This is a genomic window from Microvirga sp. ACRRW, assembly GCF_022346925.1.
Lineage (GTDB): Bacteria > Pseudomonadota > Alphaproteobacteria > Rhizobiales > Beijerinckiaceae > Microvirga.
This window is the reverse complement of record NZ_JAKRNJ010000001.1, coordinates 297,909-314,165: the sequence shown is the minus strand read 5'-3', so window position 1 is coordinate 314,165 and position 16,257 is coordinate 297,909. Positions and strand designations below refer to the sequence as shown.

Annotated in this window: 15 protein-coding genes; 10 read left to right on the top strand and 5 right to left on the bottom strand. The window is 57.6% G+C overall.

Annotated features, from left to right (window positions below; all coding sequences use genetic code 11):
- Positions 1–1,233, top strand: coding sequence for an FAD-binding oxidoreductase (locus MHY87_RS01545; RefSeq protein WP_239348702.1), 1,233 nt, complete (start codon positions 1–3; stop codon positions 1,231–1,233).
- A gap of 70 nt (positions 1,234–1,303) precedes the next feature.
- Entirely contained in the window at positions 1,304–2,317 is a 1,014-nt protein-coding gene (locus tag MHY87_RS01540; protein WP_239348700.1) for a magnesium and cobalt transport protein CorA, read from the top strand.
- A gap of 254 nt (positions 2,318–2,571) precedes the next feature.
- Here the strand turns inward: MHY87_RS01540 and MHY87_RS01535 are convergent, their stop codons facing one another.
- The 3 genes from MHY87_RS01535 to MHY87_RS01525 all read right to left on the bottom strand — a co-directional run bounded on the left by MHY87_RS01535 (position 2,572) and on the right by MHY87_RS01525 (position 4,940).
- Positions 2,572–2,919 carry a hypothetical protein gene (locus MHY87_RS01535; RefSeq protein WP_239348698.1) on the bottom strand — a complete coding sequence of 116 codons (348 nt, stop codon included), beginning with the start codon at positions 2,917–2,919 and terminating at the stop codon, positions 2,572–2,574.
- A 155-nt stretch (positions 2,920–3,074) separates the two neighbouring features.
- Positions 3,075–3,890 (bottom strand): PfkB family carbohydrate kinase, encoded by an 816-nt coding sequence (locus tag MHY87_RS01530; RefSeq protein WP_239348696.1) that lies wholly within the window; start codon positions 3,888–3,890, stop codon positions 3,075–3,077.
- 36 nt (positions 3,891–3,926) lie between these two features.
- A complete protein-coding gene (locus MHY87_RS01525) occupies positions 3,927–4,940 on the bottom strand; it encodes an SIS domain-containing protein (RefSeq protein WP_239348694.1) in 1,014 nt (337 codons plus the stop codon).
- Positions 4,941–5,186: 246 nt separating this feature from the next.
- Here MHY87_RS01525 and MHY87_RS01520 point away from each other — a divergent pair, with 246 nt between their 5' ends.
- The 8 genes from MHY87_RS01520 (at position 5,187) to MHY87_RS01485 (ending at position 14,548) form a co-directional block, all read left to right on the top strand.
- Positions 5,187–5,918, top strand: a complete 732-nt coding sequence (locus MHY87_RS01520) for a GntR family transcriptional regulator (protein ID WP_239349719.1) — start codon at positions 5,187–5,189, stop codon at positions 5,916–5,918.
- A 535-nt stretch (positions 5,919–6,453) separates the two neighbouring features.
- Positions 6,454–7,281, top strand: coding sequence for a transporter substrate-binding domain-containing protein (locus tag MHY87_RS01515; protein ID WP_239348692.1), 828 nt, complete (start codon positions 6,454–6,456; stop codon positions 7,279–7,281).
- Positions 7,282–7,332: 51 nt separating this feature from the next.
- Complete coding sequence (locus tag MHY87_RS01510) at positions 7,333–8,616, top strand: FAD-binding oxidoreductase (RefSeq protein ID WP_239348690.1); 1,284 nt, start codon at positions 7,333–7,335, stop codon at positions 8,614–8,616.
- Positions 8,617–8,658: 42 nt separating this feature from the next.
- On the top strand, positions 8,659–9,633 hold the full coding sequence (locus tag MHY87_RS01505; RefSeq protein WP_239348689.1) for an amino acid ABC transporter permease: 975 nt from the start codon (positions 8,659–8,661) through the stop codon (positions 9,631–9,633).
- A gap of 46 nt (positions 9,634–9,679) precedes the next feature.
- Positions 9,680–10,462: an amino acid ABC transporter ATP-binding protein gene (locus tag MHY87_RS01500; RefSeq protein WP_239348687.1), complete on the top strand. Its 783-nt coding sequence runs from the start codon at positions 9,680–9,682 to the stop codon at positions 10,460–10,462.
- 44 nt (positions 10,463–10,506) lie between these two features.
- Complete coding sequence (locus MHY87_RS01495; protein WP_239348685.1) at positions 10,507–12,114, top strand: NAD(P)/FAD-dependent oxidoreductase; 1,608 nt, start codon at positions 10,507–10,509, stop codon at positions 12,112–12,114.
- Between the two features lie 93 nt (positions 12,115–12,207).
- Positions 12,208–13,269, top strand: a complete 1,062-nt coding sequence (locus MHY87_RS01490; RefSeq protein WP_239348683.1) for a patatin-like phospholipase family protein — start codon at positions 12,208–12,210, stop codon at positions 13,267–13,269.
- Positions 13,270–13,309: 40 nt separating this feature from the next.
- On the top strand, positions 13,310–14,548 hold the full coding sequence (locus MHY87_RS01485; protein WP_239348681.1) for a DUF763 domain-containing protein: 1,239 nt from the start codon (positions 13,310–13,312) through the stop codon (positions 14,546–14,548).
- Here the strand turns inward: MHY87_RS01485 and MHY87_RS18910 are convergent.
- Positions 14,545–14,841, bottom strand: coding sequence for a VanZ family protein (locus MHY87_RS18910; RefSeq protein ID WP_370644831.1), 297 nt, complete (start codon positions 14,839–14,841; stop codon positions 14,545–14,547). The two genes, MHY87_RS01485 and MHY87_RS18910, sit on opposite strands and share 4 nt — an antisense overlap.
- Positions 14,842–14,982: 141 nt before the next feature.
- A complete protein-coding gene (locus MHY87_RS01480; RefSeq protein WP_239348679.1) occupies positions 14,983–16,146 on the bottom strand; it encodes a glycosyltransferase family 2 protein in 1,164 nt (387 codons plus the stop codon).
- Positions 16,147–16,257 lie beyond the last annotated feature (111 nt).

The following is a 16,257-nucleotide window of genomic DNA, read 5'->3' as shown; positions in this document are numbered from 1 at the left end:
ATGGCCAACATCGCCATCGTCGGAGCAGGCATCATCGGTGTTTCATGTGCGGCCTTCCTTCAGCGGGACGGACACAAGGTGACGATTTACGATCCCTTGCCGCCGGGGGAGGCGTGTTCCTTCGGCAATGCCGGAAGCATCGGTCCCGGATCGGTGATGCCGATATCCACGCCGGGCATTGTGCGGCAGGCCGCATCATGGATCACTGATCCCGACAGTCCGCTATGGATCGACTGGCGTTATCTGCCCCGCGCTCTGCCGTGGCTCGCCAGATTTATCGCGGCGGGCTCAAGACCGCGCATCAGCGGAATCTCAAAAGCGCTTCGCTTTCTCCATGCCGACAGCTTCGAGCACTACCGGACGCTTCTGGGAGTCGATGCCAAAAGCCTGCTTCACGTCTCCGGTCAACTCTATCTCTATGAAAGCGATGCGGCCTTCGCCAAGGATGCACTCGGTCGAGAGATCAGGGCTGCGCTGGGCGTCCGCTCGGAAATTCTGAATTCCGACGAGATCCGCCAACTGGAGCCGTCATTGGGGCCTCGGTTTGCAAGGGCGGTCTACCTTCCCGATTCCGGTCATTGCAGCAATCCGCATCGTCTCGTGACGACCATTGCCGAGAGCATTGTGCGAAACGGCGGACGCTTCGTTCGCGCATCGGTCAAGGATTTCGAGCAGGATGCCGGACAGGTTCGCGCCGTCATCACGGATGTGGGGCGCATGCCGTGCGATAGGGTGGTGATCGCAGCCGGGGCATGGTCTCAACGTCTGGCCGGGCGGCTCGGTCTCAAGATTCCCCTCGAAAGCCTGCGCGGCTACCACGTGATGTTGCCCATGCCGGAGACAGCGCCAAAGCGGCCGCTCTATCCGCTGGCCACGAAGATCATGATGACGCCGATGGAGAATGGCCTCCGGGTCGCGGGAACGGCGGAGATCGCCGGTCTCGACGCGCCGATGAACGAGCGGCGGGCCGCTGCCCTCGGAAGAATTGCGAAGCGCTACTTCCCCGGTGCCACTGGCGAGCCGGTTTCTATTTGGATGGGGCACCGCCCGGCAACGCCGGACTCCCTGCCGGTCATCGGTCCTTCGCCACGACACGAAAACGTCATGCTTGCTTTCGGTCATGGCCAGACGGGGCTGATCGGCGGATCGACAACGGGCCTGCTGGTTTCCGACCTGATTGCGGGCAGGAAGCCGATAATCGATCCATATCCTTATCGGACAAGCCGCTTCTAGGAACTGCGGCGGCTCTCCTGATTGCTGCTTTGCTTTGGCACTTTAAACCCTTGCCAAGCGTTGATGCATTATGGCTAAGGCACTCAGAGCCATTCCAGTCTCACCTGCGAACCGCCCTGGCATTGTGGCTTCGGTCGCCTATGCGGCTGGTCGGCGGGTGGCTGACATCGCCATCGAAGGGGCCGGAGAATGGTCGCGCAAGCCGGGACATGTCGTCTGGATCGGCCTGCACGAGCCAGACCTTGATCTTCTGAGAAAGGTTCAGAGAGAGTTCGATCTGCATGAGCTTGCCATCGAGGATGCTCTCAAGGCTCATCAGCGGCCCAAGCTGGAGCAATATCGCGAGGCGTTGTTCATCGTGGCACGAACCGCCCAGATGCTCGAGGGGCGCATCGTCTTCGGTGAGACTCATCTGTTCGTCGGACGCGGTTATGTGGTTTCCGTCCGGCACGGGCCTTCGATCACCTACACGCCAGTCAGAGAACGCTGCGAGGCCGCTCCCAAGGCGTTATCGGAAGGTGAGGATTTCATTCTTTATGCGATCCTGGACTTCATCGTCGACAATTACATGCCTGTGATCGAAACGATCCAAGCGGAAGTGGAGGAGATCGAGGACGGCATTTTGGGAGCGAACCCCTCTGAGGATCAGATGACGCGGATTTATCAGCTCCGCAGGGATCTTGTGCGCCTGCGCAATGCAGCGGTGCCCTTGGTTGAGGTCTGCCGTCGCCTCGAACAGCCTGGGCTTCCGGGAATCGACGGTACCATGCATCCGCTGTTCCGAGATGTCTCCGACCACATCCGCCGAGTGCAGGAAGAGATCGAGTCCTTGCGCGAAGTGCTGGCATTCGCGTTCGAGGCCAATCTCATGAGAGGGCAGTCACAGCAGACGGAGATCACTCGCAAGCTCGCGGCCTGGGCGGCGATTCTGGCGGTGCCGACGGCAGTAGCCGGAATCTACGGCATGAACTTCGACATCATGCCTGAACTGCATTCTCGATACGGTTACCCTTTGGTTCTGGTGGTCATCGCCCTGGTGTGCGGATGGCTCTATTGGCGCTTCCGTCAAAAGCAGTGGCTCTAGACCGGGAACTCACGCGTATCTCCTCAGGATCAGCTCTTGATCCGGCCAGCTTATCAAAGAGAACGCGCGATCAGCATTTTCATGATTTCATTTTCTCTCGGCAAGGGTGAAGTCCGGATCCTGAAATTCCAGAACGGGTTTTCCGAAGACTCTGCGATCCTTGACGTAGTCTGTTAGTTTCTGGCTACTCAAATCTACCTGGCAGGCTCTATTGATGTGTTGGAGCAGCGCGTCCGGCCCTGCTTAAAGGTTTGTCATTCTGAAGCGTTTTCGACGAGAGGGGTGATCTCTCCCGAAGTAGGCTTCTTAACCGCACCCTTTGGCTTGGCGGATTTCTTCGTACTCTTAGCGGCCTTCTTAATATCGGCCTTTGTCTTAGAGTCCTGCTTCTTGCCTTCGGGCTTTGCCTTTGAAGGCTTCATGCCATTGCGGAGTGCAATGAGGCCTTCCTGGATAGCCTGCAGCAAACCCTCGGCAGCTGTATTGGGACCGGTATGCGCTACGAGCTTTAACAGAGTTCGTTCGAGTTTTTCTCCGCGCTGCAGAGCCTTGGCTGTAAGCGCCAAGCCTTTCTGATTAGCGTCTTTTCCAGTTTTTGCCATTGGATCCCCCATCACTCCCGGCGAGGAATAGCAGGCCGATCCTATGTCACCAAATGAAGTTTATGCGACAGTTTTGTGACAAGGGCCCGAGCTCTGGGTCAATGGTGCGGGATGCTTTTAGGGCCTGTGCTTTGATTGCTGAATATCACGCAAGCCTATGTGACGAGACGGAGCATGGGTTGCGGAAAGCCGCCGACGTGAAGGCAGGTCTCGGCAGCTGCATCACGTCCGGATTCCAAGCATGTTTGAAGGGCAGCTCCCCGCGAATAGGCGGAGATAAAGCCTGCGATGAAGCTGTCGCCAGCTCCTGTCGTGTCCACGACATTCGCCGGACGGATATCTGCGGTTTTGAGTTGGATGCCATCCGAGGCCATGCTGCCGCGAGACCCGCAGGTGACGACGGCAAGTTTTGCGCCACGCTCGAGGATGGAGCTAAGCAATTGCTGCGCCTCATCCCTATTATCGCCGGCCGAGGCGAACACGCAGTCGAGACCTTCGATGCCGAGATGTCTTGCATCCGTGTTGATGGAAATATCCTGCGAGACGCTGACGCCAGCGGCCCGCAGGGTCCGGCGAAGATCTCCTCCGTCGTCAAGCCAGCCGATATGTACGTGGCGCATTTTCATGAGAACCTGAATATCGGCATCGGTCGGGCGATATCCCCGGCACACGCCGAACTCTTCGAAGGCGAACGTTCGTTCTCCCGTCTCGTCAACTTCTATGTTGGTGTAGGCCGTCACACCTGGCCGGATCTGTACGTGATCCGTGCAAAGGCCGTTTTCCTCGAAGCAGGCCAGCATGCGGCGCCCATCTTCATCGGAGCCGACTGCGCCGAAATAGCCTGTCTTGAGACCAAGCCTGCTGAGTTGCACGGCGACATTAACGGCGTTGCCCCCGATCAGCGAAAGGCTGATCGGGGGCATAAACCGGTCAATACAGTTGTCGCCTACTGCCGCGAACTCAAAACTCATCCCGCTTCCTCTTGCTGCGTAGTCGGCCGGTTCAAGTCAGTAGGCCACGCGCTTGTAGTAACGGCGCGTTGTCAGCGGATGGTTGCGCTTCACTTCCAGATGCGCACTGACTCGCTCGAAGATCGTTGCAAGGATCACGGGTGAGATCAAGGCGCGGACCTCGTCGGAGATACCTTCAAGCGTAAATTCCGCCGTATCGAAGACGCGCACTTTGTCCGTGTAATCTGGCAGGAAGCGTTCGACGCGTTCGACGAGGGGGCGGGAGGCATCTTCGCCCTTGAAAAGAAGAACGCTCACGCCTTTTTCCACCAGCTCCAACGTTCCGTGGAAGAAGTCCGAGGAATGGACCGGGCGCGTGCGGATCCACTGCATCTCTTCAAGAATGCACATGCCGTAATAGAAAGCCTCGGGCCACGTGGAGCCGGCGCCTGTCACAATGTGATAAGGTTCGTTTTTGATCTCTTCCGCGATGCGTTCCGCCTGATTCTCATAAGCCTTCTTTACATTGAGCAGAGCATGCGGCAGGCGCACCAACTCCTGAACACTCGCGTCGAAATCGTCATATTCGCCGCGCAGATGCATGACTGCGAGAGCGATGATGAGGGATTGGAGATAGAAGGATTCGCAGGAAGTATCGTCCTCGGCGAAATTCACGAAGGCGTAATCCGCACCCTTGGCAAGGGGAGTCTCGGCATGGCCGATAAGGCTAATGATCTTTGCGCCTTTCTCCTTGCAGTACTCCATCACCGCAACGCTTTCCTTCGTCGTGCCGGACAGGGAAGGGATAACGACGATCGACTTCGGGCCGAGAGCCTGATGACCGGTGAGTACGATCTCGGCCGACATCTCGAGGAATGTGGGGAGGGAGGATTGGCGTTGAAGCAGCTGCGTAGCGGGCATCATCAGGATTGCTGCGCCGCCTGTGCCTAAGAAGAAGAGGTTCTCCGCACCCTGCTCAAGACATTCTTGAAGCGCGCGGTAGAGACCGCCTGCGTGGGACACGGCACCGGACTGGATGCGCAAGAAGCGCTTTTCATCGAAATTCAGCATGAGAGTTCCCGACCACTTTTACGAATGCCTTAAGGACAGTCGTCTGACAACTTGTCGAGGTCAATGAGGGCTGTCAAGCCAAATCGGAGATTGATTTGAGGCCTTCTTCGAATTGGGCAGAATTTATGGTGGGATGCCTGCAATTTAGCCTTAGCGCTGCCCCGGGAAGCTTGCGCTTGGATTTAAGATGGTCCAATCCTGTGGACTGACAACTGGCCTTAGGAGTGAGTTGAAATCAATATGTCCTTGATTACGCCTCTGCGCGACGAGCGGACCCTGGTTCTGAAGCTTCGGGATGCAATCAGCGCCCTGATCGACGAGCACGGTCTGAAACCTGGCGATCAATTGCCGACAGAGGCGGAACTCACTCGAAAATTCCAGATCTCCAGGCCTGCACTCCGCGAGGCCCTGAAGCTCTTGGAGCAAGATGGCGCAATCTATGTGAAGCACGGCAAAGGCCGATTCGTATCTGCGGCGGCGGCGCTGCAGGTCGAGCGGCCGATCACCTGTTTCGAGAGTGTTACCGACATGCTGCACAAGTCGGGCTATCGCCCGACAAACAAGGTGCTCTCCATATCGGAGGAGGTGGCCTCAGATGAGGTGCTAGAGGCACTGCGTCTTGAGTCGGGCTCGCGCGTGATCCGGCTGGAACGGCTGCGAATGCAGGGAGAAGAAGTCCTCGTCTATTGCGTGGACTATGTCCCGCGCTCCATCATTTCGGACCGTCTTTATGACATCGATTGGAGCGGATCTATTCTCGATTTGCTGGAACGTCATGATATGCGCCCACGCATGTCGACTGCGGTTGCGTCATCCACGATGCTTCCGAATGATGTGCGCGAGCGAAACGATCTGCATGATTTCGGGCCCAGCTTCCTGATCGCGGAGACCGCTTTCACGACAACAGGAACTCCTGTCCTCTTCGCGAAGGATTATCATCGCGGCAGCCGATTCTCGTTCAGCTTCGTGCGCAAGTAGCGTCTCTGCTCGCATCGGTGCATCAGGCAGAGGTTAGGTTCGCTCAACGCGCCAGACGATGCGGTTGAAAGTTTCTCTTCCCTAGCGACAGCAGTCTTGACAGCAGAAAAGATTAGTCGTCTGCTGTCAGACAACAGGGATCGGCGGAAAGCCGAGAGGGAGAGATCTGATGGCTAAGCCTTTGGTATCAATGAATTATTATTGCGCTTGGTTCTGATCATCCCCTTGGGTGCCAGTCATGAGCGGCGCGAGTGAGAAGCGGATGGTCTGGTTGGATCTGCCGCTGCGCCGCACGTCAACACGGGGTTCGAGCAAGGTCCTGCAGGCCAGCTGCGAGCGTAAAAAACATCCAATCCGCCTTGTCGAGGATTTGCGCCTCGCGGATCTCGTTCAAAATAGTTTCTATGGCCTTTCGTGCTCAGTGCGACGAAGGCCCAATTTGACGCCAGGCAGAACCGGGCGTGAGCTACGGCTCCAAGAAATAGGGTCAACCTATCGCCTTGTTATTCAACCACAAGCAGAGGGAAGATTAAGGATGCGCAAGCTCTTTCTTGGCACAGTGATGGCGCTGGGATTCGTCTCGGTGATGAACGCAGCCGCTCAAGCCGGTCCGACGATGGATCGCGTCATGAAAGCCGGCGAGATGAAGGTCGCCACCAATAGCGGATGGCCTCCGCAGAGCTATCTCGACGACAACAACAAACTCGTCGGCTTCGACGTCGATGTGGCTAATGAGGTCGCAAAGCGTCTCGGCGTCAAGGTGAGCTTCGAAACACCTGAGTGGAACGTGATGACAGGTGGACGCTGGCATGGCCGCTTCGATGTCGCCGTCGGTTCGATAACGCCTACCAAAGCGCGTTCTCAGGTTATCGATTTCGCGGGCATCTATTATTACAGCCCTTACGTCTTCGTCGTGCACAAGGACAGCAAGGCGGCTTCCCGCGACGATCTGAACGGCAAGAAGATCGGCGTTGAAACGGGAACGACTTCCGAGGACTACATCAACCGCCGTCTCGAGATCGATGCTCCCGGCCTTGCGCCGATCCAGTACACGCTGACCCCTGGTGAGGTGAAGACTTATGCGGACTCGATGCTGCCCTTCGATGATCTGCGCCTGGGCGACGGCACACGCATTCATGCCGTGATTGCCCCTGAGCAGACCGCGCAGAACGCCATCAAGAACCGCTATCCGGTAAAGGTCCTGCCGGGCGATGCTGCCTTCAAGGAGCCGCTCGTGGTAGTGACCGACAAGGGCGATCCGGAATGGACCGCGAAGCTCGGCAGCATCATCCAAGCCATGAAGGATGACGGTACGCTCAGCAAGCTCACCACCAAATGGTACGGCAACGACTACAGCAAGTAAGCACGTTGCTTTTCTGAAACCCATTCCATCCGCAACACGACACGATCTATCATGTCCTACATCGAAACCTATTATCGCCGGGCATTGGGTCCGGATGCTATCCAGAGACCAGCGCTCGAAGAGGTCGTGAAGGTCGATGTCTGTGTTGTGGGTGGAGGATTGGCCGGCCTGACCACCGCGCTCGAGTTGGCTCGCAATGGCCGCAAAGTCTGCGTGTTGGAGGCCAATCGCGTTGCATGGGGCGCTTCAGGCCGGAACGGCGGCTTCGTGAGTCCCGGCTGGGCCGCCCGCTACAAGAACATCCAACGCATGGCGGGTATGGAGCACGCGAAGGAACTGCATCGCCTGTCTATCGAAGGGGCAGAGGTCGTCAGGAAAAATGTTCAGGCTCTTGCCGCTGAAGCCAAGCCGACCCCCGGCATTCTCGGAGCCGTGCGCTATGAGGCGACGGATGGCCTCAAGGCGCATCGCGACTGGCTCGAGAAAGAATTCAATTACAAGGTCGAGTTCAAAAGCCGGGACGAGGTGCAGCAGTTGCTCGTCTCTCCGCGCTATTATCAGGCTCTGCTCGATCCCAATGCCTTCCATTTTAATCCATTGATCTATGCCCGTGCGCTGGCTGCGGAAATCGAGCGTCTGGGCGGGAAGATCTATGAGGGGTCTGCCGTCCTCTCAACGGAGATGGACGGCGCGACTAAGGTCGCGAGGACGGAGCATGGCTCCGTTTCGGCCGAGCATCTTGTCATTGCGTCTGGCGGGTATACCGGAAACCTCGTTCCACAGCTCAAGCACAGCTATCTGCCTATTGCCACCTATGTAATGCTGACCAAGCCCAATCGAGAGCTGATCGCGAGCGCGATCCGTACCGAGCATGCCATCGGCGACGATCGCCGCGCGGGGGACTATTACCGGCTCGTCGATGGTGGAGAGCGCATCCTTTGGGGCGGCAAGATCACGACGAAGACTACGGAGCCGCGCCTGCTTGGCCGGCTCCTGCACAAGACCATGGTCTCCACCTATCCGCAATTGAAGGATCTCGATGTGGAGATCGTCTGGTCGGGCCTCATGTCCTATGCCCGGCATATGATGCCCCAGATCGGGCGGCTGCAGCCTGGCGTCTGGTACTGCACTGCGTTCGGGGGGCACGGCCTCAATACCACGGCCATCGGCGGACGCGTGATCGCCGAAGCTATTTTGGGTGAAAGCGATCGCTACAAGCTCTTCGCCCCATTCGGCCTTGCTTGGAATGGGTGGATAGCGGGACGTGCGGCCGCTCAACTCACTTACTGGGCCTATCAGGCCGCCGATCTCTTCCGGGAGCGGAAGTCAGCTTAGAATTAATGAACCGAGAAACGGATTTGAGAGAGGGTAGGACAGATGCATTATGCCGATAACGTCGATTACCCGAGACTGCTGTCACGGCCGTCCATTTATATTCCAGGCCTCGCACTTCTCTTCGGCGTTCTTATGTATGGGCAAGCCGGAACGACATCGTTCGGCAAGGCTCTCGCCGGCCTTTTCGGCTTGGCGGGAGATCCGGGATTTGCGTCAAATCTGCTCGTTGCGATCATCGTCACCGCCGTGGTCGCGCTCAATGTCGGCGTGGTGATGAGGCTCAGCATCCGGCACCAAATGTATGTGGTCTGGGTCGAGTTGGCGCTTCTCGTTCTGCTGTTCTTCTACTCCTTCGATCTCAGCTTCGAGTTCATTCGCCGCAAGATCGGCTTCTTGCTGTCGCAGGGCCTGGTTACGACGCTTTATGTCTCAGCCATTTCGATTGTCATCGCATCCATTCTTGCGATGATCGGCGCCATCGCCAAGCTTTCGTCCAACGGGATCGCGCTGGGAATCGCGAATTTCTATACATCGCTTTTCCGCGGCCTTCCGCTGCTCATGCAGATCTACATGATCTATCTGGGGCTTCCGCAGCTCGGATATGTCATCAACGCCGTGCCCGCAGGTATCCTCGCACTGTCTCTCTGCTATGGCGCTTACATGACCGAGATCTTCCGCGCCGGCATCGAGAGCATCCCGAAGGGTCAATGGGAAGCCTCCCGAGCGTTGGGGCTGAAGCCTAGAGATACTCTGACGCGTATCATCCTTCCCCAAGCGATGCGCATCATTGTCCCGCCGACCGGAAACCAGTTCATCGCGATGCTGAAGGACAGCTCGCTCGTCTCGGTCGTCGGCGTGTGGGAACTTATGTATCTTGCTCGTACTCAAGGGCAGACCGAGTTCCGCCATGTCGAGATGATGATCACCGCCTCCCTGATCTACTGGATTCTTTCTATTGTCCTGGAGCTGATCCAGGCTCGGATCGAGCGTCGCTTCAACAAGGCTCAAGTGCGATGATGAGCGATCAAGTCGAGGCCAAACGCATGCGAGAGGAGACGTATTCATGATCCAGAAGAAGCTCACTCTCGTGGAAACGGCACCTGCGGCGGGATCTCCTCCCGCCGTTCAGATCAAGAGCCTGTCGAAATGGTATGGCACTTTCCAGGCGTTGAAAAATGTCGATCTCACTATTGCCCGTGGCGAGAAGCTCGTCATCTGTGGTCCATCGGGTTCCGGGAAATCGACGCTCATCCGCACCATCAATGCGCTTGAGAGCTTCCAAGATGGACAGATCGTCGTCGACGGCATCCAACTGACACGTAAGCCTGAAGCCGTGGAGGCCGTGCGCAAGCGAGTCGGCATGGTGTTCCAGCAGTTCAATCTGTTTCCGCACCTTACTGTTCTGGAAAACTGCACTTTGGCCTTAAGGCTCGTTCGTGGCGTCTCGCAGAAGGAGGCTGAGGAGAAGGCTCTGCACTACCTGGGCAAGGTCCGCATCCCGGATCAGGCTCACAAATATGCCTCGCAGCTTTCAGGCGGTCAGCAGCAGCGCGTCGCGATCGCGCGGGCCTTGTCCATGCAGCCCGACATCATGCTCTTCGATGAACCGACATCTGCGCTCGATCCAGAGATGGTCAAGGAAGTGCTGGATACCATGACGCAGTTGGCCGGAGAGGGCATGACCATGGCCGTTGTGACCCACGAGATGGGCTTTGCCCGTCAGGTGGCAGACCGGGTGGTGTTCATGGACCGTGGCGAGATCGTCGAGCAAGGCACGCCGTCCGAGTTCTTCTCCAATCCCAAGGAGTTGCGCGCCCGGGCCTTCTTGAGCCAGATCCTTCATTGATCTAGGCTCTAAGCCACGAGGAACAGCCTGAATAGGGGATAAGAGTGGCCAAGGATTGCGATGTCGTCATCATCGGGGCTGGGCATAACGGGCTCGTCTGCGCCTTCTATCTCGCGTCTGCAGGATACAAGGTGAAGGTCTTCGAGCAGCGCTCCGTCGTCGGCGGCGCTGCCGTGACGGAAGAGTTTCATCCGGGCTTTCGCAATTCCGTCGCGTCCTACACGGTGAGCCTCCTCAATCCCAAGATTATTCGCGATCTGGATCTCCCACGGCACGGACTGAAGATCGTCGAGCGTCGACTCTCCAACTTCCTTCCCCTTCCGAACGATCAGTATCTGAAGGTCGGTGAGGGTGTGACACGCTCCGAGATCGCGCGGTACAGCGCCAAGGATGCGGAGCGCTATGACGCCTATTCAAGCGAGATCGATGCCATCGCAGATGTGCTGCGTGATCTCGTGCTTCAACAGCCGCCGAACCTGGTTGAGGGTGGCTGGCGCGCTGCATTGTTGGAGGGCTGGCGTGCGCTGTCGACCGGCAATCGCCTGCGCGGCCTTTCCATGGCGAACCGGCGGGCTCTTCTCGATCTCTTCGCTAAATCGGCTGGCGATTATCTCGATGGTTGGTTCGAAACGGATTGCGTCAAGGCCGTATTCGGTTTCGATGCCATCGTCGGCAATTTCGCGAGCCCCTATACTCCCAACACCGCTTATGTGCTGCTTCACCATGTCTTCGGCGAGGTGAACGGCAAGAAAGGTGCCTGGGGTCATGCCATCGGCGGTATGGGAGCGATCACGCAGGCCATGGCGAAGGCTGCCCGCGAGCGCGGCGTCGAGATCGAAACCGATGCGCCGGTACGCGAGGTGATTATCGAGAAGGGCAAGGCGGCAGGCGTCGTCCTCAAGGATGGACGCACCATCCGGTCACGAGCCGTGGCCGGAAACGTCCATCCGAAACTGCTCTTCGACAAGCTGGTGCCGGAAGACGCCCTGCCTGCCGATTTCCTTGGCCGCATACGGCGCTGGAAGTCGGGTTCCGGCACGTTCCGTATGAATGTCGCGCTTTCATCGCTTCCGAGCTTCTCGGCGCTTCCTGGACGGGAGGTCGCCGACCATCACACCGCCGGAATCATCATCGCTCCATCATTGGCTTATATGGATCGCGCCTATGATGATGCGAAGCAATTCGGCTGGAGCCGCGAGCCGATTGTCGAGATGCTGATTCCGTCGACTCTCGACGACAGCCTCGCGCCTAAAGGCGCGCATGTAGCGAGCCTCTTCTGCCAGCATGTGCAACCTGCCTTCTCCGATGGACGCTCGTGGGACGATCACCGTGAGGAGGTGGCTGATCTCATGATCGCGACCGTCGACCGTTATGCGCCTGGCTTCAAGGAAAGCGTCGTGGGGCGGCAGATCATGAGCCCGCTCGACCTCGAGCGGACGTTCGGACTCATCGGCGGCGATATTTTCCACGGTGCCCTGACCCTCGACCAGATTTTCAGCGCCCGTCCCATGTTGGGGCATGCGGATTATCGCGCTCCCATCACCGGACTTTACATGTGCGGTGCAGGCACACATCCCGGCGGTGGTGTCACCGGCGCACCCGGCCATAATGCGGCGCGTGCCGTGCTGGCCGACATGAAACGCCTGAGCTGAAACAGAACTTTGCCTGCTCAAATGTCGCAGGTGTCCTACTGTCCGCTCAAACTGTGCTAAATCCTGAACCGTGCTTGACGAACGGAGATCTGGATGACCGGACGCACAGCAAAAGGGCCCGGCAGGCTCCTCGGCATGGTTGGGCCGAGTGCCGAAAAGACGGTCTGTCTCGCTCTCCAGGGCGGTGGAGCGCATGGCGCGTTTACCTGGGGCGTTCTGGATTATCTGCTCGAGGATGGCCGTTTGGCCATTGAAGCCATTACCGGCGCGAGCGCAGGTGCCATGAATGCCGTCGTGATGGTGGAAGGCTGGCTGGAGGGCGGCAGGGACGGCGCCCGTGAGCAGCTTCGCAAGTTCTGGAAACGGGTCAGTCTGGATGGTGTGCTCTCGCCCATTCAGCGTTCGCTTTTCGACCAGTTCCTGAATTACTGGAGCGGTGTGCAATCGCCAGCGAACCTATGGGGCGGTGCTATCTCTCACGTGACCAGCCCCTATGATCTGAATCCCTTGGATATCAATCCGCTGCGGGATGCATTGAACGAGATGATCGATTTCGAGCGGGTCAGAACCTGCAAGGACACGAAGCTCTTTGTCTCGGCAACGAATGTCTGGACGGGTAAAATTCGGGTCTTTACAGCCCCTGAACTGACCGTGGATCATGTGCTTGCCTCCGCATGCCTGCCAACCGTCTTCAAGGCTGTCGAGATCGACGGCGAGCCTTATTGGGATGGAGGATATACAGGAAATCCGGCTCTCTTTCCGTTGTTCTATGAAACTCATACGGATGACATTCTGCTCATTCAGATCAATCCCGTCGAACGCCGGGTGACGCCGCAAACCGCCGAGGAGATCCGCAGCAGGCTGACCGAGGTCACATTCAACGCCAATCTCCTTTACGAACTTAGGGCCATTAACTTTGTTCGGCGCCTGATCGATGAAGGAAAACTCTCGCAGGATGAGTACAAGCGCGTGCTGATGCACCGTATCCATGGCGGGCCGGAGCTCGATGCTTATGCGGCATCGTCCCGCTTCAATGCGCGGTGGGATTTCTTCAAGAAGCTGAAGGATCTCGGACGAGCCTCGGCGCGAGCTTGGCTGCAAAAGAACTATCAAGCGCTGGGGCAGGAGAGCACGCTTGATCTATCCAACGCCTAGTCTTAGCTAAGCGCGCTGTCGAAAAGAGGGCTTGTCCAATATGGCAAGAAAAGCAGGCAGTGCCGACCTGCCGCTTCATAGCGGACATGTGCCGAAATGGCTTGCCGATCGAATGACGCGCCTTGGTGCCGTCATCAGTGAGGCTATCGTGCATCATTATGGGCGCGATGAACTGCTGCGCCGCCTGGCACATCCGTTCTGGTTCCAGTCGTTCGGAGCCGTCATGGGAATGGACTGGCACTCCTCAGGTATTACCACCAGCGTAATCGGCGCTCTCAAGCGTGGCCTCACACCTCTCTCGAATGAGCTCGGCATTCATGTTTGCGGAGGGCGAGGGCGCCATTCGCGTCAAACCCCACATGAGCTGATCTCCATTGGTGAACGGGTAGGATTTGACGGCTCGGCTCTCGCAAAAGCCAGCCGATTGGTCGCCAAGGTCGACAGCGCGGCGATCCAGGACGGATTCGATCTTTATCTGCATGGTTTCATCGTGACGGATGACGGTAACTGGGCGGTCGTCCAGCAGGGCATGAATGATTCCCGTCGCCAGGCCCGCCGCTATCACTGGCTCTCGGAGGATCTCAAGAGCTTCGTGGATGAACCGCATACCGGCATCGATGGAGTCGGGCAGGGGACGATCGTCAATCTCACGGATCACAGGGCTGAGGCATCCCGCCGGGCGCAGATCGAGCTGTTGGATAAAATGGACCCTGACGGCCTCGCCAGGAAATTCCTGTCACTGACAGAGCAGGAGCTTGAATCCGCGCCTTCTCCGCAGCCGCTCCTTCCACACCTGATCATGCCGGTGCATCACGATGTCCGCCCTAAGGACGTTGTGCTGAGGCGTCTCCAGGGGAGCTTGGCCGCCGCCGCCGAGCGCGGTCCTGAGGACTATCCTGACTTGCTGTTGACCCCTGGCGTGGGTCCTCGAACGGTGCAGGCGCTCGCAATGGTGGCAGAAGTCGTGCATGGGGTGCCTTGCCGCTTTAGCGACCCTGCACGCTTCTCGTTCGCCCACGGCGGCAAGGACCGGCATCCGTTCCCGGTCCCGTTACGCGTCTACGATCAAACGATTCAGGTTCTGAAATCCGCCGTCCAGAAAGCAAAGCTCGGCCATCAGGAGGAGCTGTTTGCACTGAAGCGGCTAGACGACCAGGCACGTTCCTTGGAGCGGCATGCCGTAAAACCGGGATTAGATGACATCATGGCGGAGGAACGAAGGAGATCGCATGCCTATGGCGGCCGCTCTGTGTTCGGCGATGAGCCGCCAGACGCCTAGGCTCCGTCATGTCTCGTGGAATCGGATGGCGCCGCTGAACGGATTGGATATTGCTGCGATCCTTGCTTGAGCAAAACCGCCCATAGGGTGACCCCGAAGAGGGCCCCTGATCCGCTCGCAAGCATGTCGGCGAAATTGGCAGTTCGTCCAGGAACCAGAAGCTGGAGTACTTCGAGAAGCCCGCTATAGGCTATAAGTCCGACGGCGGTCTCCCAGCCTTTCTTGTCGTAGCCAAGCATGAACAGCGTCGCAGTGCCGAAATAGGCAAGCGCATGCTCTATGCCCCCGGGCATTCCGGAGCGGACTTGCATGCTGCCGGGTATAAGGGAAAGGAGCGCGAGCAGTATTGTGCAGAGCCACGCAGCATTTCGTGCTGCACGCTGATAAGGCAAAGCTCTTCTGCGATCAGCAAAGAAGATGTCAGGAATAGGCATCTATCGAGCCGCCTTTTTCCAGACGGGAGAGACATTTCCCCGTATCCAGTCGAGGAAGCCGAAGGCCAGGCTGACGTTCATGCTGATGAGAAAAAAGCAGATTCGGCTCAGGCGCTGAACAATTCCCCTGCGGTTCTGCTGATACATGCCGTAGAGCGCAGCTCCGAACAAAAGAGCATAGGCCCCACTCAACAAAAGATACTGCGTACTCTCCGGCTCAAGAGTGGCCAGCAGGACGCTCGAAATAGCCGATAGCAGAAGTGCGAATGGCATAACGAGGCGCAGGACTTTGTGAGAAAAGAATGCTGCAATCACAAAGGGCCTGCGAAACGGCAAGAGCTTCACGTATCGGAGTTGAGCCCATCGTCCAGCCGCAATCCGCCTGCGGCGAACATATTCGTCTTTTTCATTGATCGAAGAGAGCTCCTCAGCAATCGCAGCCGGCGCGAACCGGACGTCGAAGCCTTGAGAAAGGACAGTCAATGCGAGATACGCATCGTCGTTGACGATCCCCGCCGGGAAAGGACGAAAAATATCTTTACGTATTGCAACAATTTCCCCAACTGCGGCGACAGTCGTGCCAATCCGTGACTCTGCGCGTCTGATTGCATTTTCGTATTTCCAGTAAAAGCCTTCCGAACGCCCGAAGCCGCTGTCGCCTTGGCTGCGGGAACGGACGACTTTAATTCCACTGACAGCGCCGACGTTAAAAGTAGAGAATTCCGCAACTAGAGACCGGATAGCATGAGGTGCATACATCGCGTTTGCATCGGAAAGCACGATGATCTCACCCGTAGCCTGAATTACTGCCCTATTCAGGGCCGATGCTTTCCCGCGGCGCTCGGGCTCGAAGAGAACCTTGACTCCTTGCTCGGCATAAGAACCAGCAATGTCCACAGTATCATCCGACGATCCATCCGCAGCGACTAGAATCTCTAGATCGGGGTAGTCGATCGCGAGGCTGTTCTTCAGCTTTTCCTCAATGACCTTCTCTTCATTGAAAGCAGCAATCACCAAGGTAACCCGGGCGGGATGTCTGTTGGGAGCCGCCGGTGAGGGCAAGAATCGTGACATGCCCCAAACGATCAATGGATAAATTGCGTAGTGGTAAAGCATGATGGCGACGCCGCCATAAGCCACCGCTTCTACCACATTTCTCGCCATGCTCCCCCCTCCATCCGCATTGCTCCAGTAACGCTGTAGATACTACTAGCCTCGTTTCCATCCCCTATGAACAGGAGCAGACACTTTATGGCGAGAAAGAGGTATTACGCG

Coding starts and splice junctions, on each gene's coding strand:
- MHY87_RS01540 (WP_239348700.1), top strand. CDS start 1,304: ATGGCTAAGGCACTCAGAGCCATTCCAGTCTCACCTGCGAACCGCCCT.
- MHY87_RS01510 (WP_239348690.1), top strand. CDS start 7,333: ATGTCCTACATCGAAACCTATTATCGCCGGGCATTGGGTCCGGATGCT.
- MHY87_RS01525 (WP_239348694.1), bottom strand. CDS start 4,940: ATGCTGAATTTCGATGAAAAGCGCTTCTTGCGCATCCAGTCCGGTGCC.
- MHY87_RS01535 (WP_239348698.1), bottom strand. CDS start 2,919: ATGGCAAAAACTGGAAAAGACGCTAATCAGAAAGGCTTGGCGCTTACA.
- MHY87_RS01505 (WP_239348689.1), top strand. CDS start 8,659: ATGCATTATGCCGATAACGTCGATTACCCGAGACTGCTGTCACGGCCG.
- MHY87_RS01545 (WP_239348702.1), top strand. CDS start 1: ATGGCCAACATCGCCATCGTCGGAGCAGGCATCATCGGTGTTTCATGT.
- MHY87_RS01480 (WP_239348679.1), bottom strand. CDS start 16,146: ATGGCGAGAAATGTGGTAGAAGCGGTGGCTTATGGCGGCGTCGCCATC.
- MHY87_RS01530 (WP_239348696.1), bottom strand. CDS start 3,890: ATGAGTTTTGAGTTCGCGGCAGTAGGCGACAACTGTATTGACCGGTTT.
- MHY87_RS18910 (WP_370644831.1), bottom strand. CDS start 14,841: ATGCCCGGGGGCATAGAGCATGCGCTTGCCTATTTCGGCACTGCGACG.
- MHY87_RS01485 (WP_239348681.1), top strand. CDS start 13,310: ATGGCAAGAAAAGCAGGCAGTGCCGACCTGCCGCTTCATAGCGGACAT.
- MHY87_RS01515 (WP_239348692.1), top strand. CDS start 6,454: ATGCGCAAGCTCTTTCTTGGCACAGTGATGGCGCTGGGATTCGTCTCG.
- MHY87_RS01500 (WP_239348687.1), top strand. CDS start 9,680: ATGATCCAGAAGAAGCTCACTCTCGTGGAAACGGCACCTGCGGCGGGA.
- MHY87_RS01490 (WP_239348683.1), top strand. CDS start 12,208: ATGACCGGACGCACAGCAAAAGGGCCCGGCAGGCTCCTCGGCATGGTT.